Annotated in this window: 24 protein-coding genes; 17 read left to right on the top strand and 7 right to left on the bottom strand. The window is 72.4% G+C overall.

The features are described from left to right. Positions 1 to 5: 5 nt before the first annotated feature. The gene (locus OG462_RS40120) at positions 6 to 356 is read left to right on the top strand and encodes an RICIN domain-containing protein (RefSeq protein WP_406065730.1); all 351 of its coding nucleotides are present in this window, start codon (positions 6 to 8) and stop codon (positions 354 to 356) included. Positions 357 to 530: 174 nt separating this feature from the next. On the opposite strand, the gene OG462_RS40115 is transcribed toward OG462_RS40120, so the two are convergent. Next, positions 531 to 1,871, bottom strand: coding sequence for a glycosyltransferase (locus OG462_RS40115; protein ID WP_406065728.1), 1,341 nt, complete (start codon positions 1,869 to 1,871; stop codon positions 531 to 533). A 176-nt stretch (positions 1,872 to 2,047) separates the two neighbouring features. Between OG462_RS40115 and OG462_RS40110 the strand changes: the two genes are divergently transcribed. Beyond that, positions 2,048 to 2,248, top strand: a complete 201-nt coding sequence (locus tag OG462_RS40110; protein WP_406065726.1) for a VOC family protein — start codon at positions 2,048 to 2,050, stop codon at positions 2,246 to 2,248. Between the two features lie 245 nt (positions 2,249 to 2,493). On the opposite strand, the gene OG462_RS40105 is transcribed toward OG462_RS40110, so the two are convergent. Beyond that, positions 2,494 to 3,714 (bottom strand): ATP-binding protein, encoded by a 1,221-nt coding sequence (locus OG462_RS40105; RefSeq protein ID WP_406066893.1) that lies wholly within the window; start codon positions 3,712 to 3,714, stop codon positions 2,494 to 2,496. 56 nt (positions 3,715 to 3,770) lie between these two features. Then, entirely contained in the window at positions 3,771 to 4,430 is a 660-nt protein-coding gene (locus tag OG462_RS40100) for a response regulator transcription factor (RefSeq protein WP_406065724.1), read from the bottom strand. A gap of 89 nt (positions 4,431 to 4,519) precedes the next feature. Here OG462_RS40100 and OG462_RS40095 point away from each other — a divergent pair, with 89 nt between their 5' ends. From OG462_RS40095 to OG462_RS40070, 6 genes are all read left to right on the top strand, one after another. Then, the gene (locus tag OG462_RS40095) at positions 4,520 to 5,011 is read left to right on the top strand and encodes a hypothetical protein (protein WP_406065722.1); all 492 of its coding nucleotides are present in this window, start codon (positions 4,520 to 4,522) and stop codon (positions 5,009 to 5,011) included. Continuing rightward, positions 5,008 to 6,102 (top strand): peptidoglycan-binding protein, encoded by a 1,095-nt coding sequence (locus tag OG462_RS40090; protein WP_406065720.1) that lies wholly within the window; start codon positions 5,008 to 5,010, stop codon positions 6,100 to 6,102. The genes OG462_RS40095 and OG462_RS40090 overlap by 4 nt, the downstream gene beginning before the upstream one ends. A 2-nt stretch (positions 6,103 to 6,104) precedes the next feature. Then, entirely contained in the window at positions 6,105 to 6,854 is a 750-nt protein-coding gene (locus tag OG462_RS40085) for an ABC transporter ATP-binding protein (protein ID WP_406066892.1), read from the top strand. Beyond that, positions 6,854 to 8,053, top strand: a complete 1,200-nt coding sequence (locus OG462_RS40080) for an ABC transporter permease (protein ID WP_406065718.1) — start codon at positions 6,854 to 6,856, stop codon at positions 8,051 to 8,053. Before OG462_RS40085 ends, OG462_RS40080 begins: the two co-directional genes overlap by 1 nt. A 228-nt stretch (positions 8,054 to 8,281) precedes the next feature. Beyond that, on the top strand, positions 8,282 to 9,199 hold the full coding sequence (locus OG462_RS40075; RefSeq protein WP_406065716.1) for an ADP-ribosylglycohydrolase family protein: 918 nt from the start codon (positions 8,282 to 8,284) through the stop codon (positions 9,197 to 9,199). A 7-nt stretch (positions 9,200 to 9,206) separates the two neighbouring features. Next, positions 9,207 to 9,383 (top strand): hypothetical protein, encoded by a 177-nt coding sequence (locus tag OG462_RS40070; protein WP_406065715.1) that lies wholly within the window; start codon positions 9,207 to 9,209, stop codon positions 9,381 to 9,383. A 164-nt stretch (positions 9,384 to 9,547) separates the two neighbouring features. Here OG462_RS40070 and OG462_RS40065 read toward each other — a convergent pair whose 3' ends face one another. Beyond that, positions 9,548 to 10,312 (bottom strand): GntR family transcriptional regulator, encoded by a 765-nt coding sequence (locus OG462_RS40065; protein ID WP_406065713.1) that lies wholly within the window; start codon positions 10,310 to 10,312, stop codon positions 9,548 to 9,550. A gap of 33 nt (positions 10,313 to 10,345) precedes the next feature. Continuing rightward, complete coding sequence (locus tag OG462_RS40060; protein WP_406065711.1) at positions 10,346 to 11,113, bottom strand: GntR family transcriptional regulator; 768 nt, start codon at positions 11,111 to 11,113, stop codon at positions 10,346 to 10,348. A 174-nt stretch (positions 11,114 to 11,287) separates the two neighbouring features. Here OG462_RS40060 and OG462_RS40055 point away from each other — a divergent pair, with 174 nt between their 5' ends. The 5 genes from OG462_RS40055 (at position 11,288) to OG462_RS40035 (ending at position 17,383) form a co-directional block, all read left to right on the top strand. Next, the gene (locus OG462_RS40055) at positions 11,288 to 12,547 is read left to right on the top strand and encodes an extracellular solute-binding protein (protein WP_406065709.1); all 1,260 of its coding nucleotides are present in this window, start codon (positions 11,288 to 11,290) and stop codon (positions 12,545 to 12,547) included. A 158-nt stretch (positions 12,548 to 12,705) separates the two neighbouring features. Continuing rightward, on the top strand, positions 12,706 to 13,566 hold the full coding sequence (locus OG462_RS40050; protein ID WP_406066891.1) for a carbohydrate ABC transporter permease: 861 nt from the start codon (positions 12,706 to 12,708) through the stop codon (positions 13,564 to 13,566). Then, positions 13,563 to 14,396, top strand: coding sequence for a carbohydrate ABC transporter permease (locus tag OG462_RS40045; RefSeq protein WP_406065707.1), 834 nt, complete (start codon positions 13,563 to 13,565; stop codon positions 14,394 to 14,396). Before OG462_RS40050 ends, OG462_RS40045 begins: the two co-directional genes overlap by 4 nt. 10 nt (positions 14,397 to 14,406) lie before the next feature. Next, positions 14,407 to 15,912: a beta-N-acetylhexosaminidase gene (locus OG462_RS40040; protein WP_406065705.1), complete on the top strand. Its 1,506-nt coding sequence runs from the start codon at positions 14,407 to 14,409 to the stop codon at positions 15,910 to 15,912. Between the two features lie 46 nt (positions 15,913 to 15,958). After that, positions 15,959 to 17,383: a cellulose binding domain-containing protein gene (locus tag OG462_RS40035; RefSeq protein ID WP_406065703.1), complete on the top strand. Its 1,425-nt coding sequence runs from the start codon at positions 15,959 to 15,961 to the stop codon at positions 17,381 to 17,383. Between the two features lie 87 nt (positions 17,384 to 17,470). Here the strand turns inward: OG462_RS40035 and OG462_RS40030 are convergent, their stop codons facing one another. Then, a complete protein-coding gene (locus OG462_RS40030; RefSeq protein ID WP_406065701.1) occupies positions 17,471 to 18,445 on the bottom strand; it encodes a hypothetical protein in 975 nt (324 codons plus the stop codon). Positions 18,446 to 18,646: 201 nt separating this feature from the next. Here OG462_RS40030 and OG462_RS40025 point away from each other — a divergent pair, with 201 nt between their 5' ends. The 4 genes from OG462_RS40025 (at position 18,647) to OG462_RS40010 (ending at position 23,351) form a co-directional block, all read left to right on the top strand. Continuing rightward, positions 18,647 to 19,663, top strand: a complete 1,017-nt coding sequence (locus tag OG462_RS40025) for an ArsR family transcriptional regulator (RefSeq protein WP_406065700.1) — start codon at positions 18,647 to 18,649, stop codon at positions 19,661 to 19,663. A 336-nt stretch (positions 19,664 to 19,999) separates the two neighbouring features. Then, positions 20,000 to 20,650: a LuxR C-terminal-related transcriptional regulator gene (locus tag OG462_RS40020; protein ID WP_406066890.1), complete on the top strand. Its 651-nt coding sequence runs from the start codon at positions 20,000 to 20,002 to the stop codon at positions 20,648 to 20,650. Then, positions 20,650 to 21,351, top strand: coding sequence for a DUF4255 domain-containing protein (locus OG462_RS40015; protein WP_406065698.1), 702 nt, complete (start codon positions 20,650 to 20,652; stop codon positions 21,349 to 21,351). Before OG462_RS40020 ends, OG462_RS40015 begins: the two co-directional genes overlap by 1 nt. After that, positions 21,348 to 23,351, top strand: a complete 2,004-nt coding sequence (locus tag OG462_RS40010) for an ATP-binding protein (protein ID WP_406065697.1) — start codon at positions 21,348 to 21,350, stop codon at positions 23,349 to 23,351. Before OG462_RS40015 ends, OG462_RS40010 begins: the two co-directional genes overlap by 4 nt. A gap of 92 nt (positions 23,352 to 23,443) precedes the next feature. Here OG462_RS40010 and OG462_RS40005 read toward each other — a convergent pair whose 3' ends face one another. Further along, positions 23,444 to 25,099, bottom strand: a complete 1,656-nt coding sequence (locus OG462_RS40005) for a hydrolase (protein ID WP_406065696.1) — start codon at positions 25,097 to 25,099, stop codon at positions 23,444 to 23,446. Positions 25,100 to 25,416: the final 317 nt, after the last annotated feature.

Genomic DNA, 25,416 nt, shown 5'->3' with positions numbered 1-25,416 from the left:
CGCCCATGCGCCGACGGCCCGGCCGGCACGGCCCGTCTCGGGCGCGCGGCGGGAAGGGCACGGGTGCACCAGGGCATCAGCGCCTGGAGGTGGCGGGGTTCGGGACGCATGACGGGGCCAAGGTCGTTCAGTGGCCCTGCCACGGCGGACCCGACCAGCGGTGGTACCTGGAACGTCGTGCGGACGACACCTGGCGGATCCGCTCGTTCCAGAGCAACAAGTGCCTCGACGCCCACAACTCGGCCTTGACCGCGCCCGGGCAAGGATCCCCCCTGCAGATCTGGACCTGCCATGAGGGGACGAACCAGTCCTGGCGGCTCCTCTCGACCGGATCACCGAGGATGCCGCGCCCCTAGGGAGTGTCCGGAGTGTCCCGCCCGGCCTGCGGGCAGACGGCGCTACCTTCCCAACACGACCTGGGGAGCGTCTTGTCGATCACGCCGCGAGCCCGGTCCGATCGACAAGTCACCCCGTAGGCCGTGGCCGAGCCGGCCCGCCGTGACCAGGGGAGGGGGTCGGTCCCCTTGGGCTCACTCGGGCAACGGCCCCCGCCTCCCCCGGCCCACCTCGTCCAGCAGCAGCTTCGCGGCCACCGTCGCTCCGTCGGTGCGGACCGTGTCCGCCACGGCCCGCGCCCTCGCGCGGATCTCGGGGGCGAGGACCGTCGCGAGTCCGGCGGACAGGGACGCGGGGGTCGGGGCAGGGCCGTCGTGCGCGACGCCGATGCCCAGGTCGGCGACCCTCTCGGCCCAGTACGGCTGGTCCCCGCCCTGGGGCACCACCACCTGAGGCACTCCGGCGCGGGCCGCCGTCGTCGTGGTGCCCGCGCTGCCGTGGTGCACGACGGCGGCCACTCGGGCGAACAGCGCCTGCTGGTTGACCTCGCCGACGACGAAGCAGTCGTCCCGGCCGTCGATCGGCTCCAGACCGGCCCAGCCACGGGCGAGGACCACGCGGAGGCCCTGCGCGCGGATCGCCTCGACCGCCGCCCGAGCCACGACCTTCGAGGCGCCGCCGCCCAAGGGCATGCTGCCGAAGCCCACGTACACCGGAAGGGTTCCGGCCTCCAGGAACTCCACGAGCTCGGGGGAAAGCGGGCGGTCGTCCGGCCGGATCCAGGCACCGGTCTGCACGACGCCCGGCCACGCCGGAGCCGTCCGTCCGGCCCGCCCTTCCGGCCCGGCCGACTCACCCGGCTCCATCGGCTCCGTCGGCTCCCCCGACTCCGTCGGACGCCTCCGCCCCGGCCACGGGCTCAGTACCGGGTCCGTCGCCAGCCACGGTTCGTCGGTGAAGGCGTAGTCGCGGACGTTGTCCACCGGGGGAAGCCCGATCGCCGCGCGCTGGGCGTTGATCTCCGCGCCGAACATCTCGTTCGCGTTCCGGGCGTCCATGTCCCACAGCTCGCTGTTGTCGGCCACCCCCGGCGGCAGCGCCTTCCCCCGCCGTGCGGGCGGCGGCTGGTGCGGTGAGGGCGTGCTGACGGGCTGGTGGCTCGCATGCACATAGCGAATGCCCAGCTTCTCCGCCACCGACCGCGCGGCCGCCGTCACCGGCAGCGGACCGGTCGCCACCAGCGCGTCGCACTTCCTCGCCGCCAGGGCGACCGGCCCGAACTGTTCGGCGATCAGCTCGGCAGCGCGCTGCGCCAGGCCCACCGCCGACCCCGGCTTCACCGTGGTCACGACCGGGCGCACCGGCCTGCCCGCCGGCACCATCTCCACCCCGGCATCCGCCAGCAGCTCCACGAACTCCTCGTCCGGCGGTGCGCACATCAGCACCTCGACGTCGAGTTCCCGCAGCCGCACGGCGAGTCCCACCATCGGCTCGACGCTCCCGCGCCCTCCGTACGTCGACAGCAACACACGCATTCCGCAGCTCCATGGTCAGCAGGTTCTGGCTCAGGTCGGCGATTCTGCGCCATGACCCGGGGCTTGCCACAAGCCCCCGAGTGAACTATATGTTGATCATGGAGGAGGCAGGATCTCTCGCGGATCGGGCATGACCTAGGACAGCAACTGGCCCAGATGCGGGGGAGGCTGCGCCCGTGACGACGACATTCCGTGGGCTCGCGACCATCCGCCTTCACGTCGCCGACCTGGCCGCCGCCCGGTCCTGGTACACCGAAGTCCTGGGCCTGGATCCCTACTTCGAGCGCCCCGACTACATCGAGTTCCGGCTCGGTGACCACAGCACGGAGCTCGGCATCTCCCGAACCCCTTCCGCCCCGGCCGGAGTCGTCGCCTAGTGGCACGTGGACGACGTCGACGCCGAGACGGCGCGGCTGCTGAGCCTCGGCGCGAAGGAACACGAACCGCTGCACGACTACGGCGACTTCCGCGCCGGAGCGGTGCTCGACCCCTTCGGCAACATCCTCGGCATCATGCGCAACCCGCACTACCTCGACGTGCTGGGCGACGGCGCCGGGCAGTCCCAGGTGCCGTGGTCCAGCGGGACAGATCGTCGCCTGCGGCCCCCGCCCGGGCCCCTCTCTCAGCCGCGCGCGCCGAACCGCACCCGTACCGTCAGGCCGCCGCCCTCCGGGTTCGCGAACGCCTCCGTCGTGGCGTCGTGGGCCCTGGCGATCGACTCGACGATCGAAAGACCCAGCCCCGCCCCCTCGCCGGGCGTGTGGGTGCGCTCCGTCAGTCGGCGGAACGGCTCGAACAGCAACGGGACCGTGCCGGGCGGCACGTCGGGACCGGTGTTCGACACCTCGATGCCCTCCGGGCCCGTACGGACGTCCACGCGGCCGCCCGGGACGTTGTGACGTAGGCCGTTCACCACCAGGTTGTGGACCAGCCGGTCGAGCAGCACCCCGTCGCCGTCGACGGTCAGCGGCCGGGCCCGTACCGACACCGCCACCCCCCGTTCCGCCGCCTCCGCCGCCAGGGCGTCCACCGCCTGGCGGGCCACCTCGTCGACCGCCACCCGGCCCCGCTCCCGCAGCCCCTGGTCGGAGGCGGCGAGCAGCAGGAGCCCCTCGATGATCCGTTCGCTGTCGTCGGCGACCTCGATCAGCTTCGCCCGGATGCGGGCGACCCGTTCCGGCGACGGCTCCCCCGCGAGCCCGATCTCGGCAGCCGCGCGCTGCACGGCGACCGGCGTGCGCAGCTCGTGCGCCGCGTTGGCGGCGAACCGCTGCTGGGCGGAGACCAGTCCTTCCATCCGACCGAGCATCCCGTCGAAGGTGTCCGCGAGCCGCTTCAGCTCGCCCGGCGGCCCGTCGAGCGCGATCCTCTCGTGCAGGTTCTCGCCCGACAGCCGGCGCGCGGTCTCCGTGATCACGGCCACCGGCCGCAGCACCCGGCCCGCCATCCACCACGCGAGCACGACGGAGAGCACCGCGTACACGAGCAGCACGATCAGTGACACCGTCAGAAGGCGCTCCAGCGCCGCCGACTCCGCCGCACCGCTCACCGACCGCGTGATCGCCAGCACTTCGCTGGGGAGCTGGGTGGCGCCGCTCGGGGCCGGGCTCGCGGGTACCGCACTGGCCGGCGCGGCGCTGGAGAGATCCGTCGGATACGCGCTCGGCAGCTCCTCGAGTCGCCGTGCCGGTACGGTCCCGGTGACAGCCAGGCTGATGGACGAGTACAGGCCCTCCTTCACCAGGAAGTACACGACGCCCGTCAGCAGGGCGCCCGCGAACAGCAGGAGCCCGCCGTACAGGGCTGTCAGCCGGGCCCGCTCCCCTGTGGTCACCCGTTTCATGGCCGGCGTCATGACCGGCTTCGTGACCCGCTTCACGACCGCCCTCATGACCGGCCTCACGACCCGATCCGATAGCCCGAGCCCGGGATCGTCTCCACCACCGGCGGCTCGCCCAGCTTCGCCCGCAGCTTGCTCAGCGTGACCCGCACCGCGTTCGTGCGGTAGCTGGTGTGCTCCTCCCAGACCTGCTCGATCAGGTCATCGCCGCTGACCACCGCGCCCTCGGCCCGCAGCAGCGCCTCCAGGACGGCGAACTCCTTCCGTGACAGCTGCAGATGGCGCCCGTCCCGGCTCGCCTGGCGGCGGGCGGTGTCCAGGACGATCCCGGCCCGTTCCAGTACGGGAGGCAGTGCGGGCCGGGCACGCCGGCCCAGGGCCAGGACCCGGGCGAGCAGCTCGTCGTACGCGAAGGGCTTGGCCAGGTAGTCGTCGGCGCCGAGGCCGAGGCCCTCGACCCGGTCCCGTACCGTGCCGGCCGCCGTCAGCATCAGCACCCGGGTCATGAGCCGCTGCTCGACCACGCGGCGGCAGACGTCGTCGCCGTGCATCCCGGGCAGGTCACGGTCCAGGACGAGTACGTCGTACTCCCCCAGTTGCAGTTTCCGCAGGGCTTCGAGGCCGTCGACCGCGATGTCCACGGCGAGCGCGTCGCGGCGCAGCCCCTCGGCGATCATCTCGGCGAGAAACGCCTCGTCCTCCACCACCAGTACGCGCATGCCCCCTGTGTATCCGAAAGGGACCTTTCGCCGGTGTAAACGAAACCGCTGAGGGAAACGAAACACCCCTTCGCGGCACGCTCCACGCCATGACGATTCGACGGATCACCCGGGCCGCCGCCACCACTTCCCTGGCCGCCGCCCTCGCCCTCCTCGCCACCGCCTGTTCCGGATCGGACACCGGCGCCTCGAAAAGCGTGAGCGAGGAGGGCAAGAAGGCCGACCAGGCCTTCGAGCACCGCAAGTGTCTGCGCGAGCAGGGTCTCGACGTGCCCGAGCCGAAGCCGGGCGAGCAGGGCGTCGGGCTCACCATCGGCGGTGACGGCATGTCGAAGGAGAAGATGGAGAAGGCGTTCAAGGCCTGCCAGGACAAGGCAGGCGGCGCCGGGTTCGGCAAGGAGCCGACGCAGGCCGACAAGGACAAGGCGCTCGCATACGCGAAGTGCATGCGTGAGAACGGCTTCAACATGCCCGACCCGAAGTTCGGCAGCGGCGCGCAGGCGGCCATGCCGATACCTCAGGGCGCGGAGAAGCAGAAGTTCGACAAGGCCGCCAAGGCGTGCGAGAGCGTGGCCCGATGAGCGGCAGCGAACGGCCGATGGCCCGGCGCCGGCTGGTCCTCGCCCTCGCGGCCATCGTCGCCGTCGCGGGCGGCGGAGCGGCCGTCACCGCCGTGTCCGCGCCCGACAAGGCGCAGGACGGCTCCGGAAGCTCCGCCGGCTCGAAGGGGCTGCCGGCCGCGACCGCACCCGTCACCCGGGGCGACCTCAGCAACAGCTCCCAGCAGGACGGCACCCTCGGCCACCTCGGCGAGCGGAAGATCAACGCGGGCCCGGCCGGGGTCTTGACCTGGATCGCGGCCGGCGGCTCGGTCGTCGAGCGGGACGAGCGGCTGTACGAGGTCGAGGGCCGCCCGGTCCGACTGATGTACGGCGTCGAGCCGATGTACCGGACGCTGAAGACCGGCGACAAGGGCAAGGACGTCCGTCAGCTGGAGGAGAACCTCTCCGCCCTCGGTTACGTCGGATTCGACGTCGACGAGGAGTACACGGCGAAGACGGCCGCCGCCGTCAAGCGCTGGCAGAAGTCCCACGACCTGAAGCAGACCGGCACCGTCGGCCCGGCCCTGATCGCCTTCGCGGGCAGTGCGGTACGGGTCAAGGAGGCGGGTTCCGCACCCGGCGACCGGGTCGCGCCGGGCGGACCGGTGCTCACCGTGACCGGCTCCGAGCGTGTCGTACGCTTCGAGATCCCGGTGTCGGAGGCCGATTCGGCGAAGACCGGGACCCGGGTGAAGGTCCGGCTGCCGGACGGTACGGAACTTCCGGGGAAGGTGTCGGCCGTCGGGAAGACCGCGTCGGCGGGCGACGACCCGCAGGACAGGACCCCGAAGATCCCCGTCACGGTCTCCTTCGACCAGCCGGAGAAGGTCAAGGGCATCGACCAGTCCCCGGTCACCGTCGACCTCACCGGCGAGACGCGCCGGGACGTCCTCACCGTGCCGGTCAACGCGCTGCTCGCGCTGCCCGGCGGCGGCTTCGGCGTCCAGGTAGTGGAGAGCGGAACGGCCCGGGACCTGGAGGTCGAGCTCGGCATGTTCGGGCAGGGCCGGGTCGAGGTCAGTGGTGACGGGCTGCGCGAGGGCATGAAGGTCGGGGTGCCGTCCGCGTGACCATGACCACGACGATGACCACGGCCCCGGCCCTGCCCCCGACCACGGTCGTACGGCTCCGCGGGGTCACCAAGGAGTACGCGGGTGGCGTCCGCGCCCTCGACGGTGTCGATCTCACCATCAGGGAAGGGGAGTTGCTCGGGATCGTCGGGCCGTCCGGCTCCGGCAAGTCGACGCTGCTGCACATCGTCGGCACCCTGGACCGGCCCAGCGCCGGAACGGTCGAGATCGCCGGACACGACATCGCGGCCCTGACGGACCGCAGACTGTCGGCGCTGCGCGCCCGCCGTATCGGCTTCGTCTTCCAGGCGTTCCACCTCGTCCCGGGAGTGGGCGCGTTGGAGAACGTCGCCGAGGGGCTGCTGTACTCCGGGCTGCCCCGGGCCCGGCGGCGGAAGATGGCCGCCGACGCGCTGGCCCGGGTGGGTCTCGCCGACCGGATGCGCCACCGGCCGCACGAACTGTCGGGCGGGCAGAAGCAGCGCGTCGCCATCGCGCGGGCCGTGGTCGGAGAACCGGCCCTGCTCCTCGCCGACGAACCTACGGGGGCGCTGGACTCGGCGTCCGGGGAGGCGGTGATGACGCTGCTGCGCGAACTCAACGCGGAGGGCGCGACGATCACGGTCATCACGCACGACACGGAGATCGCCGGGCGGCTGCCTCGGCAGGTACGGATCCGGGACGGGCGGGTGGTGGAGGACACGGTCCTGGACCGGTCCGGCGCATCCGGTGACGGAAAGGTGCCGGCCTGATGTCACGCACCAGACTCTCCGCCGCCCGGCTCGGCCCGCGTGACGTGCTGCATGTCGGTTCGGCGGGGCTGCGGAGCCGGCCCGTGCGCGTGGTGCTGTCCGCGCTGGGGATCGCCATCGGGATCGCCACGATGATCGCGGTCGTGGGCATCTCGGCCTCCAGCCAGGCACAGCTGCTGCGGCAGCTCGACGCGCTCGGCACGAACATGCTGGTCGCGAAGCCTGGCGAAGGGATGTTCAGCGGGCAGGAGGTCAAGCTGCCCAAGGACGCGGTGGGCATGGTCGGCCGGATCGCGGGGGTCGAGGAGGCCGCCGGGACGGGCGACCTCAAGAGCTCGGTGCGCCGCTCCGAGAAGATTCCGGAGGCCGAGACCGGCGGGATCGCGGTGAAGGCGACGACGGAGGGACTCCTCGACGTCCTGCGCGGCCGGATGGCGTCCGGTACGTGGCTGAACGCCGCCAACGGCCGCTACCCGTCCGTGGTCCTCGGCCATGTCGCGGCCGAACGGCTCGGCATCACCCGGCCTGGACAGCAGGTCTGGATCGACGACCGGTACTTCACGGTGCTCGGCGTCCTGGACCCGCTGCCGCTCGCGCCCGAGATCGAAAGGTCGGCGCTGGTCGGCTGGGAGGGTGCGGGGCGGGTGCTGCGCTTCGACGGGCATCCGACGACGGTGTACGAGCGGTCCACGGACGCGTCCGTGGAGGACGTGCAGCAGCTCCTCGCCCCGACGATCGATCCACAGAACCCGCAGAACGTGTCGGTCGGCGATCCGTCCTCGGCGCTCAAGGCCAAGGCGGCGACGGAGGGGGCGTTCTCCACACTGCTCCTGGGGCTCGGCGGGATCGCGCTTCTGGTGGGCGGGGTCGGCGTCGCGAACACCATGATCATCTCGGTTCTCGAACGCCGCCACGAGATCGGCCTCCGCCGGTCCCTGGGCGCGACGAGGGGCCAGATCAGGATCCAGTTCGTGACGGAGTCCCTGATGCTGTCGGGCCTCGGTGGCGTGGCGGGTGTCGCCCTGGGCGGGGCGGCGACGGCCGTGTACGCGTCCACCGGGGGGCTCCCGTGGGTCGTACCCCTCTGGGCGGTGGGCGGCGGCTTCGCCGCGACACTCGCGATCGGCACGGTGGCGGGACTGTACCCGGCGGTCCGGGCGTCGCGGCTGGCACCGACGCTGGCGTTGGCAGCGGCGTAAGGGCGCCGGGGCCTGCGACGGGGAGGGTGGAGTCGGTTCCGCCGCCGTTCGCGACGGCGGGACCGGCGACGCCCCGCGCCGAGCTCCTACGCGAGGGAGGGCCGGCGGGCGACGGCCCGGTCGGGTGGGCGTGCGACGGCCCGGTCGGGTGGGCGTGCGCACCCGCTTCATGCTCTCCGCTCCGAAAACGCGGTGCCGGGAGCGGTGTCGCGCTGCGATACTTCTCCGATGATCGACATGCCCGCCGCCGCGCTGGACTCGCTGTCCGGGCTCGCCTTCGGTGACGCCTTCGGGGACCGTTGGTTCGGCATCCTGCGCAGGGACGGGCCGGCTGCCCTGGAGGCGCGGACGCTGCCGCCCGAGCCGCTGTGGCAGTGGAGCGACGACACCGCCCAGGCGCTCGTGCTCGTGCGGGAACTCGCCGACGGCGGCGGCACCGTCGACCAGGACCGCCTCGCCCTGCGCTTCGCGGCGGCCTACGCCGACGACACGCACCGCGGGTACGGGGCCTCGATGCATGACGTGCTCCGCCGGATCGGCGCGGGCGAGCCCTGGCGGGACGTGGTCGCCGGGCAGTTCGGCGGCCAGGGCTCCTGGGGCAACGGCGCTGCCATGCGTGTCGCACCGCTCGGCGCCTGGCACGCCGCCGACCTCGACGCGGTCGCCGAGCATGCCGCCCGCCAGAGCGCGGTCTCGCACCATCATCCCGAAGCGGTCGCCGGGGCGGTGGCGGTCGCCCTCGCGGCGGCGCTGGCGACGCGCAGCCGGGGTGGAACCGCTCCTGCACGGGCGGACTTCCTGCGGGCGGTCGCCGAACGGCTCCCCGACAGCGACGTCCGGTCGGGAGTGCGTGTCGCGGCCCGGATGCCGGAGCACACCTCGGTCCGGCACGCCGCGGAGGTCCTCGGCTCCGGATACCGCATGTCCGGCCCCGACACCATCCCCTACGCCCTGTGGTGTGCGGCGGGGCACCTCGACGACCTGCAGGAGGGGCTGTGGTTCACGGTCGCCGGGCGCGGTGACATCGACACCACCTGCGCCATCGCGGGCGGGGTGGTCGCCGCTCGTACGGGGGTCGCCGCCCTGCCTCCTGCCTGGCACGCGGCCCGTGAACCGCTGCCCCCGGTGGTGCCGGATGCACTCTGATCAGCCGGTGCCCCGTGAGGTGAAGGTCCTCGACAGGGTTTCGCTGCTCGGGCTGGAGCAGCGGGCTCTGGAGCTCGGGCTCAACCAGCGGTTGGATCCGGAGTGGGTCGAGGCGCACGCGGCGCCCGGCGGCACGCATCATCTGTGGCTGGTGCGGACCGGTGTGGCTCCGGGGCCGTCGTAGGGGCTCCGTCAGCGGGCCGTCGTGAACGTGGCGTCCGCCGCGCACCAGGAGGCGAGCATGCGCCCGCGGGTGGCGAGAGCTCGCCCCTGCCCTGGTACCCGGTCCGAGGAGTCCCGCCGCGCCCTCACGGGTCCTGCTCACCCGGCGCACCGGATGAACGGCCGTCACTCCACCGTCCCCCACCACGCCCCGCCTCGTGCCGCAGCCTCCGCCGGGTCACCGGCCGCGCCCTCGCCGAGGGCGAGTCGGGAGACGACGCGGTAGCGGTCGCCGCGGTAGAGGGAACGGACGTACTCGACCGGTCTGCCGTTCGCGTCGGAGGTGATCCGGTCGAAGAGCAGCGCGGGCGACAGGACCGGCACGTCGAGCAAGGCCGCCTCCTCCTCGCTCAGTACGGTCGGTTCGATCGACTGGACCGCGTGGGCCGGCCGGATGCCGCACCGCTCGCGCAGATGGGCGTAGAAGCCGCCCTCCATGTCGGTGACGGTGAGCCCGGGGACCAGGTCGGCCGGGACGTGGAGGTGCTCCAGGGCGATCGGGGCTCCGTCGACGTGGCGGAGGCGGGTCACGTGGACGAGCTCCGCCGCCGGGGAGAGCGCGAGTCTGCGGCCGATGCGGGCGCCGGCCCGTACGGTGCGGAGTTCGAGCACCGTACTCGTCCAGCTGCCCCGGCTCCGGGGCGCGCCGGCCGCCTGGTGCTCGGCGACCAGCTCCTGGGTGATCTTGTCGGGTGCGACGAACATGCCGCGCCCGTGCTCCCGTACCAGCAGGCCCGTGGCGACGAGTTCGTCGACCGCCGCGCGCAGGGTGGGGCGGGAGACGCCGAGGGTGGCACAGAGGGTGCGCTCGGACGGGATGGCGTCGCCGGGGCGGCGGCTCTCGATCACGGTCAGCAGATGTTCTCGTACGCGCTCCCGCTTCAGCTCCATGCCGTCCCCTCCCCCTTACGCCGTCGACTGGGGTCAGTATGCATCGCCCTCCGTGGAGGAGGTCACGAGGCCGTCGCGGGTGAAGTCGAGGCGGGAGACGATGCGGTAGCGGTCGCCCCGGTAGACCGAGTGGACGTACTCCACGGGGCGGCCCGCGGTGTCGAGGGTGAGGCGCTCGATCAGCAGCGCGGGCGAGAGGACGGGGACGTCCAGGAGCGCGGCCTCGTCCTCGCTGACGACGGTCGGCTCGATCGACTGGGTGGCCTCCTGGACGTGGACCCGGTGGTGCTCCCGCAGGTGGTCGTAGAGGTCGCCCGCTTCGAGCTCCTCGGGGGTGAGCGCGGCGCCCACCAGGTCCGCCGGGATGTGCAGGTGCTCGATGGCCATGGGCGAGCCGTCGACCAGGCGGAGGCGGGCCACGTAGAGGAGCTCGGCGGCGGGTGAGAGACGGAGCCTGCGGCCGATACGGGCGCCGGCCCGGACCGTGGCGGACTCCAGGACGGTGCTGGACCAGCTGCCCGACGCGCGGGGCACGGTGAAGGCCGCGTCGTCCGGGGCGAGCCGCTGGGTGATCTTGGCGGGGGCGACGAACATGCCGCGGCCGTGTTCCCTCACCAGTGCGCCCGTGGCCACGAGTTCGTCGACGGCCGCGCGCAGGGTGGGGCGGGAGACGCCGAGGGTGGCGCAGAGGGTGCGCTCGGACGGGATCGGGTTGCCGGGGCCGCCCGCTTCGATCAGGCCCAGCAGATGTTCCCGTACCCGCTCCCTCTTCAGCACCCCGCTGGAGGAGCCGTCCTTCATGCCACTCTCCCTGACTGGTCAACTGGTAAGTCCGATACTAGCCGGAGTGGTTGACCTGTCGCTGGGTGAACAACCCATGTTTTTCAAGGGATTGACGACTCCAGTCAAGCATGCCACCTTCTGGTCACACACCTGACCACTTGACCAATTGGTCAACCATTCATCGAGGTGCCCGTGAAGACTCGTCCCCTCGCCGGCCCCGTCGCCCTCGCGGCGACCATCGCCCTCACCGCCACGGCCTGTGGCGGATCGGGCGACCCGGCAGCCTCCGGCGGACCGGAGAAGGTCACCGTATGGATCATGAAGGACAGCGTCACCGACGCCTTCCTCGACCGCTTCCGCACCGGCTTCGAGGCGGAGCACAAGGACATCGACCTCGACGTCCAGATCCAGGAGTGGGACGGCATCGGCGAGAAGGTCACGGCCGCCCTCGCCAGCAAGGACGCCCCGGACGTCATCGAGGTCGGCAACACCCAGGTCGCGCAGTACGCGGCGAGCGGCGGCGTCCGCGACCTCAGCGACAGGACGGCCGAGCTGCACGGCGCGGACTGGCTTCCGGGGCTCGCCGAGCCAGGGAAGGTCGACGGCAAGCAGTACGGCATCCCCTGGTACGCGGCCAACCGCGTGGTGATCTACCACAAGGACCTCTTCGCCCGCGCGGGCGTGACCACTCCCCCGAAGACGCAGGCCGAGTGGCTCACCGTCACCGCGAAGCTCAACAGGGGCAGGACCCAGGGGATCTACCTGCCCGGCCAGAACTGGTACACCCTGTCCGGCTTCGTCTGGGAGGAGGGCGGCGACCTCGCGGTCAAGGACGGCGCGGCGTGGAAGGGGGCGCTCGACACCCCGCAGGCACTCGCCGGCATGGACTTCTACCGCCGGCTCCAGGCGCTCGGCAAGGGCCCCAAGGACTCCGACGAGGCCAAGCCGCCGCAGGCCGACGTGTTCGCCAAGGGCGAGGTCGCCCAGATCATCGCCGTACCGGGTGGCGCGAAGATCGTCGAGGAGATCAACCCCGCACTCAAGGGCAAGCTCGGCTTCTTCCCCGTCCCCGGCAAGACCGCGGGGAAGCCCGGCGCGGTCTTCACCGGTGGCTCCGACCTCATCGTGCCGGAGGCGTCGACGCACCCCGAGGCCGCGTACGAGGTGGTCAAGGCCTTGGCGGGCGAGAAGTGGCAGACGGACATGGCCAGGACGATGAGTTACGTCCCCAACCGCACCTCGCTCGCGCGCGTGATCCAGGACGACGAGGGTACGGCCGCCATGGCCGCCGGCGCGGCCCAGGGCCGGGCGACGCCGAACTCCCCGCAGTGGGCGGCCGTCGAGGCCACCAACCCCGTCAAGCAGTACATGACCGCCGTGCTCACCGGCACCGATCCCGCGCAGGCGGCCGCGACCGCCTCGCAGAGCATCACCAAGACCCTCGGCTCGTGAACCAGCCGAACGAGCTCGTGAGACAGCCGGACGAGCTCGTGAACCAGCCGGGTGAGCTCGTGAACCAGCCGAACGAGCTCGTGAACCAGCCGAACCGGCTCGGACGCCCGGCCGGCGGCGGTGGCCCGTCGGGGCGAGCGGCCTTCTGGCCCTACCTCCTGGTCGCCCCCACCGTCCTCGGCGGCCTGCTCCTCCTCGGCTACCCCTTCGTCCGCAACCTGCTGATCTCCTTCCAGCAGTACGGCATGGGTGAACTGATCCGCGGCGACGCCGGCTTCGTGGGGTTCCGCAACTACCGGACCGTCCTGGCCGACCCCGAGTTCTGGGAGGTCGTCCGGCGCACCTTCTGGTGGACCCTGATCAACGTCGTCCTGATCATGGTGATCGGCACGCTGGTCGCCCTGATGATGCAACGGCTCGGGCGGAGGATACGGATCCTGGTGACGAGCGGGCTCGTCCTCGCGTGGGCCAGCCCGGTCATCGCCACCACCACCGTCTTCCAGTGGCTCTTCGCCTCCCGCCTGGGGGTGGTCGACTGGGTGCTCGTGCGGCTCGGGTTCGAGTCCTTCGAGGGCTACTCCTGGCTGGCGGACGGTCCCGCCGCGTTCACCGTCCTGGTCCTGCTCGTGGTCTGGCAGTCGGTCCCCTTCGCCGCGATCACGCTGCACTCGGCGCTGCTGACCGTCCCCGCCGAGCTGTACGAGTCGGCGCGGCTCGACGGCGCGGGAGGGTGGCGGATCTTCCGCTCGGTCACGCTGCCCCTGCTGCGCCCGATCTTCGGTCTCGTCCTCTGCCTGGAGGTCATCTGGGTCTTCCGCTGCTTCGCCCAGATCTGGGCCGTGACCAAGGGCGGGCCGGGCGAGGCGACGACCACCCTGCCCGTGTACGCCTACCGGGTCGCCCAGTCCCTGCACCGCTACGACCTCGGGGCGGCCGTCTCCACGCTCACCGTCCTGCTGCTCGTGGCCGTGCTGATCGCCTACTTCCGCCACATGCTCCGACAGGAGGCCGACCGGTGACACCGCGCGTCCTGCGCCGACTCCCCCTGAACACCGCGGCGGCGCTCGTCTTCGTCCTGGCCGTCTTCCCCGTGTACTGGATGGTCCTCACGGCGTTCCGGCCGACCCGCGACATCCAGTCCGAGACCCCGCAGTTCCTGCCCGTCTCCGTCACCCTGGAGCACTTCCGGAACGCCGTGGCCGCCGACGGCTTCTGGATCTTCTGGCGCAACAGCCTGCTCGTGACCGCCGGTTGCGTCGTGCTCGCCCTCGTGGTGGCGCTCGCCGCGGCGTTCGCGGTCGCCCGGATGAACTGGCGCGGCCGGAGGGGCTTCATCCTCATGGTCTTCCTCGCGCAAGTGGCGCCCTGGGAAGCGCTGTTGATCCCGATGTACGTGATCGCCCGGGACGCCGACCTGCTCGACCGGCTCGCGACGCTCAGCCTGATCTACTTCATGGTCACCCTGCCCTTCACCATCGTCACCCTCCGCTCCTTCCTGGCGGCGGTCCCGGCCGAGCTGGAAGAGGCCGCGCAGGTCGACGGGTGCACCCGCACCGCGGCCTTCCGCCGGGTGACCCTCCCGCTGCTCGCCCCCGGGCTGCTCGCGACCTCGCTCTTCGGGTTCATCACCGCCTGGAACGAGTTCGCCTTCGCCAACATGCTCATCATCAAGAACCAGGACGACCGGACCCTGCCCGTGTGGCTGTCGTCCTTCTCCAACGTCTTCGGCACCGACTGGGGCGCCACCATGGCCGCCTCCACCCTCTTCGCCCTGCCCGTCCTCGTCCTCTTCCTGGTCCTGCAGGGCCGGGTCGCCGCCGGAATGACCGGCGGAGCCGTGAAGGGATAAACGCACCGCGATGCCCCAGCCCCGACTCGTTCCCGAACCCACCCATCTCCAGCTCCTGCCCGGCAGGTTCACCTTCGACGACTCGACCGCGCTCAAGGTCTCGCCCGGAGCCGAAGGCGCGGCCGGGCTGCTGCGCATGCTGCTCGGTCCTGCCACCGGCCTGCCACTGCCCGCACGTGCGGACGGCTCCGTCGTCCTGGCCCTCGACCGCGCCCTGACCGGTCTCGGTGACGAGGGGTACGGCCTCACCGTCGGCACCGAAGGGGTGCTGCTGCGGGCCGCCCGCCCTCAGGGTCTCCTCGCCGGAGTCCAGACCCTCCGCCAACTGCTGCCCGTCGAGGCCCTCCGCGCCGAACCCGTGGCCGGCGTCGCGTGGTCCGTCCCCTGCGCGCAGATCACCGACACGCCCCGCTTCCCCTGGCGCGGCTCCATGCTCGACGTCGCCCGCCGCTTCCGCCCCGTGTCCTACCTCCGGCGGTACGTCGACCTCCTCGCCCTCCACAAGCTCAACGTCCTCCATCTCCACCTCACCGACGACCAGGGCTGGCGCATGCCGGTCGCCGCGCTCCCCCGGCTCACCGAGGTGGGCGGGCTGCCGCACGGCGGCGCCTACACCCGTACGGAGCTCACCGGCCTGGTGGCGTACGCGGCGGAGCGCGGCGTCACGGTCGTACCCGAGATCGAGATGCCGGGCCATGTCCGGGCCGCCCTCGCCGCCTACCCCGAGTTCGGCAACCATCCGGGCCGTACCTATGACGTCTGGGACCGGTGGGGCGTGTGCGACACGATCCTCGGCGTCCACGACGGGGCGATCGACTTCTGCCGCACCGTCCTGGACGAGGTGATGGACGTCTTCCCTTCCCCGTACGTCCACATCGGCGGCGAGGAGTGCCCCACGACCGAGTGGCACGACTCCCCCGCCGCACGTCGCAGGGCCACCGAGGAGGGGCTGCCGGGGCCCTCGGCCCTGCACGGCTGGTTCATGGAGCGGATCGGACGCCACCTCCTCGCCGCCGGGCGCCGGCCGCTGAGCTGGACCGAGAACGGCGCCGACCTCCCGCCGTACTTCACCGTCATGCCCTGGCGCGATGCCGACCACGGTCGCACCGCCGTCCGCCGCGGGCACCGCGTCGTCATGGCGCCCCACCGCACCACCTACCTCGACTACCCCCAGTCCACCAGCCCCGCCGAGCCGCCCGGCCAGGCCGGCGAGATCGTCGATCTGCGCACCGTCCACGGCAACGACCCCGCCCCGGCGGACTGGAGCCCCGAGGAGGCCGCCCAGGTCCTCGGCTCCCAGGTCCAGTTGTGGACCGAGTACGTGCCCACCACCGCGCACGCCGAGTACCTCACGTTCCCACGGCTCTGCGCGCTCGCCGAGGTCGTCTGGACCGGCCGCCACGACTGGCCCGGCTTCCAGGAACGCCTCCGCCACCACAGGACGCGGCTCGACGCCCTCGGGGTGCCGCGCCGCCTGTCCCCCACGCCCACGCCCCTCCTCACCCCCGCCACCTGACCCCGTCCGTACGCCAGTCGCACGCCGCCCAAGGAGAGGAATCACCATGAACGACCCCACAAGGAGCAGGAGCCTGCGGATCCGTGCCGCGCTCGCCGTCGCCGCGGTGACCGGGCTCGGCGCCACCGCCCTCACCGCCCTTCCGGCAGCCGCCGCCGGTGAGGCGGTCACCGTCCAGTACCGGCAGAGCTCGACGGGCGGCGACCAGGTCGAGCCCTGGCTCAAGGTGGTCAACACCGGCTCGTCGAGCGTCCCGCTGAGCCAGGTCAAGGTGCGCTACTACTTCAAGGCCGACGCGGGAGCCTCGTACACCTACGCCTGCTCCTGGGCCGTGAAGGGGTGCGCGAACCTCACCGGAACCTTCGGCACCCTCGCCCACCCCACCGCGACCGCCGACCGCTACCTGGAGGTCGGCTTCACCGCCGGCGCCGGTTCCCTCGCGCCCGGCGCGGACACCGGCGACATGCAGCTGCGCTTCAACCGCTCCAACTGGCAGCCGCTCGACCAGAGCGACGACTACTCCTTCGGCCCCTCACAGACGACGTACGCCAACTGGTCCAAGGTCACGGCGACCGTGGGCGGCGTACCGGTCTGGGGCACCGCCCCCGCGGGCAACGAACCGACCCCGACGCCGACCGACCCGACGACTCCGCCGCCCACCGGGGCCGCGCTCTTCGACGACTTCGACTACACCGGCCACACGGACCCCGCGATCGACGCCCACGGCTGGAGCATCCGCTCCAACGCGGGCGGCCCCGGAGTGTCCGGCGCCACCTGGGCCCCCGAGAACGTCACCTTCGCCAAGGAGGGAACGAACTCGATCATGAACCTGCGGAGTTCGACCGCCGGGACCGGTGAGTCCACCCGGCACACCGAGATCCTCACGCGGGCCTCGAAGTTCAAGAACGGCACGTACGCGGCACGCGTGCGCTTCTCCGACGCGCCGGTGTCGGGCCCGGACGGCGACCGTGTCGTCCAGACCTTCTTCACCATCAACGACCTCAAGGCACCGATGGCCGACGACTACGCCGAGTACGACTTCGAGTACCTGCCCAACGGCGGCTGGGGCGAGCCCGCCAACATCCTCTACACCACGTCGTGGGAGACCTACCGGCCCGACCCCTGGGAGGCCGTCAACCAGCACTCCGAGTCCCGGGCGAGCTACGCGGGCTGGCACGACCTCGTGCTGACCGTCGACGACAACGCGATCGTCTACTACGTCGACGGCCAGGAGTTCGGCCGGCACGACGCTCGCTACCTGCCCGAGCGCCCGATGTCGATCAACTTCAACCAGTGGCTGATCGACCTCGCGGGCCAGACCTCGACGACACCGCGCGCCTACGACCAGAAGGTCGACTACGTCCTGCACGTCAAGGACCAGGTCCTGACGCCGGCCCAGGTGGCCGCGAAGGTGGGGGCGTACCGCACGGCGGGCACGACCTTCCAGGACACGGTGCCGGCCACGCCCTGACCGGTGAGGATCCGGACCCCGGGCCTGCCACGACCGGCGGCCCGGGGTCCGGGTGCGTCGGACCGGGTCAGGGGGTGCCGGACCTGGTCAGGGCGTGTCGCACGTCGGGTCGTCGAGTGCGCTCACGGTGTACGGCGGCCGGCCCGGCGGCTCGTCCAGCTGGCTGTTCACCACGTAGAGGCGGCAGCCGTGCCGGGCGAGGGTGGTCGGCACGTCGAAGGAGACACCGCCGGTGGATTCACCCGTGAGGCGGTGGGTCACCGTGCCCGTACGCAGCTCCTCGTCGAGCCGGGCGATGTAGACGCCGTGCGGGGCACCGTAGTTGAGCACGGCGTAGAGCGTCCGGCCGCGAAGCACCATCCCGTCGGGTCCGAAGGACTGTTCGCCGAGGTCGAGTCGGGTGACCTCCCGGTCCGCGGTGTCGATCCGCCAGACCGCCTCGGTGCCGTTGGAGGCGACCAGGAGGGTGCTCCCCGACTCGTTCGCGACGATGCCGTTCAACAGCCAGTACTGCGCCGGGAATTGGGGGAAGGCGTCGCGGATGTCGAGCCAGGGTTCGAGGGGGCCGACGATTCCGCCTCGTACTGTTGCCCGGTACACCACGGGGTTGGCCCAGTCGGTCACGTACACCGCGTCCTTCGTCACGGTCAGGTCGTTGAGGTCGGGGGCGCCGAGCGGTCCGCCGACGGCCGTGCGGGTGGCGAGCAGCCGCCCGTGCCGGTCGTGCACGGTCAGGGTCGCTCCGCCCACCGAGAGGACACGGCCGCGCCGGTCGGTGTGGACGCCCAGGGTGCTGGTACGGCCCTCCAGACCGCGTGCGGGGAAGGGCCTCAGCTCCGGGCGGCCGATGTGTCCGCGGTACAGGGCGCCCGTGCCGTCCGAGGACACGTACAGGGTGCCGTCCGGGGTGACGGCGATCCCCTCGGGGAGTACGCCGGGTGCCCGGGAGACGACATAGGTGTCGGGCAGATCCCGGGCGACGGCGGGGCCGGGCGCCCCGGCGAGGGCGGTGAGCAGGACCGCGGCGGCGAGGCAGGCGGTACGGGTGGGGGCGCGGCGCATCGGTGTGACCTCCGGAAGGGCTTCGGCTGGGGCTGGGTGAGGAGGGGGTCGGCGAGGGGAGCCGGTGAGGAGAGGTGCGGCGAGGTGGACACGGTGAGCGTGCTCCGTGGTCGTCCGCGACGCATCGCCTTTCACGTCTGAGCGAAAGGGTCCGGCTGCACCGCTGGGCCAAAGCCGCCGTCGGGCCGATAATCGGTCGACATGATCCGCCTTCACTTCACGGCCGCCGATCTGCGTCGGATCACGCTCGCTCCGGCCGCCGACGCGCTCTCGGAGACCGTTCTGAGCCTCCGTCTGAGCCTGCGCCCGGGTTCGCGTACCCGCTCGCGCCCGCACGGGGCGCGGGTGCGCGCCGCCGCCCGGCAGTGGCAGCAGTCCCTGCCGGGAGGCGCGAACGCCAGGGCCGGTGTCCTCGCCGAGTTGGTCACGGGGGACGGATTCGTCCCGGACTTCCTGCTGCAACCCTCGGCGCACGACTTCGCCGAGGCGCTGGAGTCGGCCGCCTCGACGCCCCCCGAGCGGCTGGCGCTCGATCTCGGGATCCCGGAGGCCTCCGGCTGGAACGGCGGCCTCGACCGCCCCGGCCGGTGGGCCCACGACCTGGCCCAGGGCGTCCCGGCCGCCACCACCGCCCTGGTCGACGACGCACGCCGCTACTTCCGCATCGCGGTCGAGCCGCTCTGGCCACGGATCCGCGGCGACGCCCTGACCGATCGGGCGCTCCGGGCCGAGATGCTGCTGCGCGGGGGTGTCGACGCCCTCCTCACCACGCTGGGCACGACCTGGAACTGGCAGCCGCCGACGCTCCATCTGCCCTCCGCCTCGTCGTACGACATCCCGCTGTGCGGACGCGGACTGCTCCTCGTTCCCTCGTGGTTCGCGACCGGCCCGATGGTGATGTACCGCCCCGAGGAGGCGACCGTGCTCGTCTATCCCCTGTACGACGACGGGGCCGGCGCAGGCCCGGCCGACGGGTCCGGTGAGCGGCCGGAGGCGCTGGCGGCGTTGCTCGGCCGCACACGGGCGCAGGTGCTCGCGCTGCTGCGTTCCCCCGCCACCACGACGGCGCTCGCCGAGCGCGCCGCGCTCTCACTCGCCGCGGCCAGCCAGCACGCGGGAGTCCTGCGGGGAGCGGGTCTGATCACGACCGTACGGACGGGCACGTCGGTACTCCACAGCCTCACGCCGCTGGGCCACTCCGTGCTGACCGGAATCTGAGCGGCGGCCCTGCACCCACGTGCCGCAAGTGAGGTGAACCACATGAAGGTTCGCTGTTCAGGAGCGGAACACACGGGGTCCGAAGAACGGCAGTGAAGCGTTAGCGCGACGGCAGTGGGACGTGAGCGGCACGCGGGAAGCTGGGAGGGACCACCGTGGCCGGCACGCCGGCCACGGTCACCTATGCAGCAGACCAGCGATCAGCAGACCACGGGGACCTCACCATATGTGCCGACCATCGGCCGGAGACGACGGAACGGCCGCCTCGACGGCCGCGGCCGGGCCTCCGGCCGCGCCCGTACGGTCGAGGCGAGTGAGAAAGAGCAGGTAGCGGAAGTGCTCACCAAGCGGGTGACGGTGACCGTCCACGCATCCGATCCACTCAGTCGGGCCGGGCTCATCAGCCATTTAAGGCATCAGCCGACCGTCGACGTCGTTCCTGACCAGGACGACCCGTGCCGGGACTCCCCGGCGGTGGCGGTGATGCTCGCGGAACGGATCGACGATCCCACCACGGCCGAACTACGGCGCCTGTTGCGAGGGAGGGACCAGCGTGTCGTGCTCGTCGCGCGCGAGCTGCGCGAGCCCGACCTGCTGGCCGTCGTCGAGTACGGGGTACGGGCCATCATCTGGCGTCATCAGGCCACCGAGCAGCGGCTGTTGAGCGCCGTGCACAGCGCGGCGCGCGGCGAGGGCGAGCTCCCGCCGGATCTCGTCAGTCGGCTGCTGAACCAGGTGGGGCGGTTGCAGCGGGCGACGACGGCGGGCGCGGCCACCGGTGGGGCGGCGCCGCTGTTCGGTATGGCACCGCGCGAGGTGGATGTTCTGCGGCTGCTTGCCGACGGGCTCGACACCCGGCAGATCAGCGAGAAGCTCGCCTACTCCGAACGCACCGTCAAGAACATCCTGCACGCGCTGATGACGCGTCTGCAGCTCACCAATCGGGCGCATGCCGTCGCGTACGCGCTCCGCGAGGGCTACATCTGATGATCCATGAGATCGACGAGGCACTGCGCCGGCTGCTCACGCCGGCCGTCACCGGCGAGGTGGCCTTCGACGCGCCGACCCGTGACTGGGCGGCCCGCCGCAACGCCCCGACCCTGAACGCCTATCTGTACGACATCCGGGAGGACGTGGCCCGGCGGGAGCGCGGCGCATACGCCGAGTGGGACGCCCAGGGAATCGTGACGCGCCGGCGGCAGCCGCCTCGCTGGTTCCGGCTCTCGTACCTGGTGACCGCCTGGACGTCCCGGCCCGAGGACGAGCACCGGCTGCTGTCGGGGGCGATGGCACTGCTCCTCCCCCACGAGGTCCTGTCCGGCGAGGCGGTGCCGGAGTCGGTGCGCTCGATCGCCACCGCCCTTCCGCTCTCCGTCGCCGTCCCGCCCGCCGAGTCGCGCTCGCTCGCCGACATCTGGTCGGCGCTCGGCGGTGAACTCAAACCCTCGCTCGACGTCGTGATCACCACTCCGTTCCCGGTCACCCCGGTGTACGAGGTGGCGCCGCCGGTCACCGAGGGGGAGATCGTCGTACGGGGCGTCTCCGGGGTGCCTGCGGCATCCCGGCCGCGGATGATAAGGCGCCCGGGGGCCAAGGTGACCCTGCAGACCAAGGAGGCCCGGGAGGCCTCGGAGACCGAGGAGAGCGGCAGCACCGTCTCCGGCTCGCGGGACGGCGGCGGGTCATGAACGATCCTCACGGCGTCCTTGACTCCCTCGTCGCCCTGCGCGCGCGGGTCGCCGCCCTCGTCGACGCCCGGAGTGCCGGTGACCCCACGGCCGACGACCCGCTGCGCGGGCTCTATCTCACCAAGGAGTCCGCCCGTCGGATCGCTGCCGCGCCGGGCGGCCACGAGGCGCCCGACGTCGGCCTCCCGCTGCCGGACCTCGGCCGCGACGATCGGCTCGGCGCGCTCGCTCGGGCCTTCGGGCTGTCACCGCTCGACACGCACATCCTGCTCGCGGCGCTCGCTCCCGATGTGGACCGGGGCTTCGAGGCGCTGTACGGGTACCTCAACGACGACGTCGGACGGCGCCGCGCCACCATCGCGCTCGCCCTCGACCTCGCGGGTACAGGTCCCTTCGACCCGGCCGCCCGTGACCGCTTCCATCCGGCCGCGCCGCTGCGCTCCGGGGGCTTGCTCGCCATCGAGGACGAGGACCGGCCGCTGCCGGGCCGTGCGCTGCGCGTACCGGAGCGGGTGGTCGCCCACCTGCTGGGCGACGACAGCCGGATGGACGCCGAACTGGTGGGTGTGGCGGTGGAGTTGCTGACGCCGTCAGCCTCCGACGGTGCGGCATCGGACGTGGTCGCCACTCCGCTCGGCGCCCGGGTCGCCGCCGCCGGGCCCGTCACCGTACATCTGCGGGAGCGTGTCTCCGGGGCCGCCACCGATGCCGTGGTGGCGGCGCTGCTCGGCGCCGGGCGGCCGGTGCTGCGGTACCGCCCGGAGTCCGTCGACGTGGTGGTGGCACGGGCGTTGCTGCGCGAGGCCCGGCTGCGCCGCGCCGCCGTGGTCGTCGAGCCGCTGCCGCCGCGACCCGGTCCGCTGGTGCGCGCGCTCGCCTCGTCCGGTACGACGGTGGTCCTCTCCGGCACCGACGCGCCCGACCCCGGATGGGCGCCGGACGCGGAGCTGCTGACCCTCGACGCGCCGGGCGACGCGGTGGTCCCCGCCGACCTGTGGGAGCACGAACTCAACTCGTTGGAACGTGACTTCGACCTGGCCGAGGCCACGGCGGCGTACCGCCTCAGCGGTGATCAGGTCCGCCGGGCGGCCCGTGCGGCACGGGCTCTCGCCGCGTTCGAGGGCACCGCGCTGACGCTGGCGCAGGTCCAGCGCAGCGCCCGGCTGGTGTCCGCCCCGCTGCTCGACAGCCATGCGCGGCGGGTCCGGCCCGAGGTCGGCTTCGCCGATCTCGTGCTTCCCGAGGAGCCATTGGGTCTGCTGCACGAGCTGACCGGCCGGGCCCGTCACCGGGACCGGGTGCTCGGTGAGTGGCGGATGCGTACCGGAGGCGGGCGGGGGCGCGGTGTCGTCGCGCTGTTCGCCGGGGAGTCGGGCACCGGCAAGACGCTCGGCGCCGAGGTGGTGGCCGGCGAACTGGGCCTGGATCTCTACGTGGTGGACCTCTCCTCGGTGGTCGACAAGTACGTCGGCGAGACCGAGAAGAACCTTGAGCGGATCTTCGTCGAGGTGGACCGCACGGACTGTGTGCTGCTCTTCGACGAGGCCGACGCGGTGTTCGGCAAGCGGTCCGAGGTGAAGAGCTCGCACGACCGGTACGCCAATCTGGAGAGCGCGTACCTGCTTCAGCGTCTTGAGGCCTTCGACGGGATCGCCGTGCTCACGACCAATCTCCGGGCCAATATCGACGACGCGTTCACGCGCCGGCTCGACCTGGTCGTGGACTTTCCGTTCCCGGACCCCGAGCAGCGGGTCTCACTCTGGCACTCCTGCCTGGCGGGCACCCCGAAGGCGGCGGGCGTGGACGAGGAGATCACGCGCTGCGCCAAGGAGTTCGAGCTGGCGGGCGGCGCGATCCGGTCGGCCGCGGTGACGGCCGGATACCTGGCGGCGGCCCGTGGCTCGGCGGTGACCGGCGAGGACGTGCGGGCCGGGGCGCGCCGCGAGTACACGAAGGCGGGGCGGTTGGTCCTGGACGCGGGGGCGCCCTGGGCTCCGTGACGGAGCGGAGGGCGGGAGCGACGAACGAGAGGGGGGCCACCCGGTGCGGGTGGCCCCCCTCTGCTGTGCTGTCGAGCCCTTCGGGCCTCGGCTCACATGACGCTGCCGCCGACCATCTTGCGGATCGTGTTCCAGTCGGCCGTGCCGGTCGCGGGCAGGCCTACGGCCGCCTGGTACTGGCGTATGTGCTCGGCGACGCTGCTGCTGTACCGGGTGGGCGTCTGCTTGCCCGAGCGCAGGTAGTCGATGCCGACCTGGGCCCGCGCGCGCGCCTTCTCGAGGTCCGCAGCGTCGGATTCGCGGTTGTAGGCCCACCAGAAGGCCGCCATCAGCTGGGTGGTCTGCATGGTGGTCGAGCCGCTCTTCACCGAGTCCTGCGTGATGCGCTGGGCCCACAGGGAGGTGAGGGTCGCCCGGCCGAGCTCGCCTTTCGTGTCCGTCTTGAAGATCTCGGCGGAGTTCTTGCCGTTCGCGTTTCCGTCATCGACGACGGCCTGTTGGTAGCACGCGATGGAGGCGCGGGTCCGCGTGTCGATCACGCCCGGGTTCCAGCCCGGCTTGAGCGTGCACGGGTTGTTCCCCAGGGTCGCGAGGCGCTCCTGGGCGAATTCGACGACGAGGTCCTTCGGGTAGCCGAAGCGCCACGGCGGCAGGGTGATCTGCTGGGCGGGCGGGGGCGGAGGCGGGGGCGGCTGGTTCCCCTGGTTCCCCTGGTTCCCGCCACCTGTACCCGGCTTGCCACCCTGGGTCGGTCCGCCACCGCCGCCGCCGGGGGCACCGCCGCCCTCCGTCGGTCCGCCGCCGCCCGGGTCGTCGCCGGTGCCGTCGTCCCCGCCGGGCGGCGGTCCGTCGTCCGTGAGGGGCGGAAGGGTGCCGGGCGGCTTCCCGCCGGGCGTGGGCCCTCCGGTCGAACCGGGCGGTGGCGGCGCGTCGGGAAGCGCGTCCCCGGTGCCCTGGGGCGCGGGCCTGGGCGCGTTGGTGGCCCGGATCTCCTTCGCCGCGCTGACGATCGTCGGGGAGAAGTTGAACCAGAGCACGATGAAGGCGATCACGGCGGTCAGCAGGAGCCCGCCCACCACGACGAGCCAGTTCCCGAAGACGGGGCGCTGGTCGAAGGTGGCGTCGAGGTCGAGGGCGGTGTCGTCGCCGGCCCGTCGTACGGCCACGGTGAACCGGTGCGACTCCTCGGCTCCGGTCCATCGCACGGCCTGCGGCCGCACCACGAGTTCACCGAATGCGGCGCGGCCGGGGGCGATCTGCACGGCGTTCGGCCGTATGTCGAAGGTGAGCCGGTTCGCCTCGTCGCGCGGGACGAGGGACGCGGTCAGCGGGGTGTTGCCGAGGTTGTCCACGGCGATACGGGCACGCCCGCGGAAGCGGCCGACAAGGGTCGGCGGCAGGAGCTCGGCGCGCGTCTCGGTGAAGGGCGTGAGGGTCAGCCGGCCCTCCACGACGTCGCGGGCGCCGGAGTTCTCCCGGGGGTCGACACGAATGCCGTACGCGACGGGCCCGGCCTCCACGTCCGAGGAGCGGGGCGGGGCGAAGGAGATCTCGGCGGTCCCCTCGCTGCCCGGGTAGAGGCGGAGCACGTCCGGCTCGATCCGGGACCAGCCCGAGGGTTTGCCGACGAGGGAGAGGCGGTATTCCTCGACGGTGTCGCCGGTGTTCCGCACTCGCAGTCGGGCGCCGGCCCGGGCTCCGGGCTCGACGGTCACCTCGGCCGGGTCCAGAGAGGTCCACATGGTCATGGGCGAACGTTAAGGGCCGGGGTGGGGTGTCCGGCTGCCCGAAAGTCCCTGCTCGGGGGCAGCGCCACGTGCCCCGGCAGCCGTTCGGGCGCGGTGGGGTGCCGCCGCTCCCGGGCGACGGTCGATGCGCGGCCTTGCCCGGCCTGGCCCGGAGAGGGTGAGCCCCCGGGTTCGAGGGTCGCCGCCCGGACCCCGGTGCCGGGTCCCGGGTGTCCGCGAGGGCAACCCGCGCTGCCCTCGTGAGCGCCCCTTCTTCCCTGGTCGGAGCTTCGCGGCTCGGCGAGAGTCGGAGACGTAGGACCGCTGTCCACGGCCGA

Source organism: Streptomyces sp. NBC_01077 (assembly GCF_045162855.1).
In the GTDB taxonomy this organism is placed as follows: Bacteria; Actinomycetota; Actinomycetes; order Streptomycetales; family Streptomycetaceae; genus Streptomyces.
This window is presented reverse-complemented; position numbering and strand designations above follow the sequence as displayed.

What these genes read in the sequence shown, in the direction of transcription:
- OG462_RS40120 (WP_406065730.1), top strand. Translation starts at nt 6, where the DNA reads ATGCGCCGACGGCCCGGCCGGCACGGCCCGTCTCGGGCGCGCGGCGGG.
- OG462_RS40095 (WP_406065722.1), top strand. Translation starts at nt 4,520, where the DNA reads ATGACGATTCGACGGATCACCCGGGCCGCCGCCACCACTTCCCTGGCC.
- OG462_RS40065 (WP_406065713.1), bottom strand. Translation starts at nt 10,312, where the DNA reads ATGGAGCTGAAGCGGGAGCGCGTACGAGAACATCTGCTGACCGTGATC.
- OG462_RS40060 (WP_406065711.1), bottom strand. Translation starts at nt 11,113, where the DNA reads ATGAAGGACGGCTCCTCCAGCGGGGTGCTGAAGAGGGAGCGGGTACGG.
- OG462_RS40105 (WP_406066893.1), bottom strand. Translation starts at nt 3,714, where the DNA reads ATGAAACGGGTGACCACAGGGGAGCGGGCCCGGCTGACAGCCCTGTAC.
- OG462_RS40090 (WP_406065720.1), top strand. Translation starts at nt 5,008, where the DNA reads ATGAGCGGCAGCGAACGGCCGATGGCCCGGCGCCGGCTGGTCCTCGCC.
- OG462_RS40030 (WP_406065701.1), bottom strand. Translation starts at nt 18,445, where the DNA reads ATGCGCCGCGCCCCCACCCGTACCGCCTGCCTCGCCGCCGCGGTCCTG.
- OG462_RS40005 (WP_406065696.1), bottom strand. Translation starts at nt 25,099, where the DNA reads ATGACCATGTGGACCTCTCTGGACCCGGCCGAGGTGACCGTCGAGCCC.
- OG462_RS40025 (WP_406065700.1), top strand. Translation starts at nt 18,647, where the DNA reads ATGATCCGCCTTCACTTCACGGCCGCCGATCTGCGTCGGATCACGCTC.
- OG462_RS40010 (WP_406065697.1), top strand. Translation starts at nt 21,348, where the DNA reads ATGAACGATCCTCACGGCGTCCTTGACTCCCTCGTCGCCCTGCGCGCG.
- OG462_RS40080 (WP_406065718.1), top strand. Translation starts at nt 6,854, where the DNA reads ATGTCACGCACCAGACTCTCCGCCGCCCGGCTCGGCCCGCGTGACGTG.
- OG462_RS40075 (WP_406065716.1), top strand. Translation starts at nt 8,282, where the DNA reads ATGATCGACATGCCCGCCGCCGCGCTGGACTCGCTGTCCGGGCTCGCC.
- OG462_RS40015 (WP_406065698.1), top strand. Translation starts at nt 20,650, where the DNA reads ATGATCCATGAGATCGACGAGGCACTGCGCCGGCTGCTCACGCCGGCC.
- OG462_RS40115 (WP_406065728.1), bottom strand. Translation starts at nt 1,871, where the DNA reads ATGCGTGTGTTGCTGTCGACGTACGGAGGGCGCGGGAGCGTCGAGCCG.
- OG462_RS40035 (WP_406065703.1), top strand. Translation starts at nt 15,959, where the DNA reads ATGAACGACCCCACAAGGAGCAGGAGCCTGCGGATCCGTGCCGCGCTC.
- OG462_RS40100 (WP_406065724.1), bottom strand. Translation starts at nt 4,430, where the DNA reads ATGCGCGTACTGGTGGTGGAGGACGAGGCGTTTCTCGCCGAGATGATC.
- OG462_RS40040 (WP_406065705.1), top strand. Translation starts at nt 14,407, where the DNA reads ATGCCCCAGCCCCGACTCGTTCCCGAACCCACCCATCTCCAGCTCCTG.
- OG462_RS40085 (WP_406066892.1), top strand. Translation starts at nt 6,105, where the DNA reads ATGACCACGACGATGACCACGGCCCCGGCCCTGCCCCCGACCACGGTC.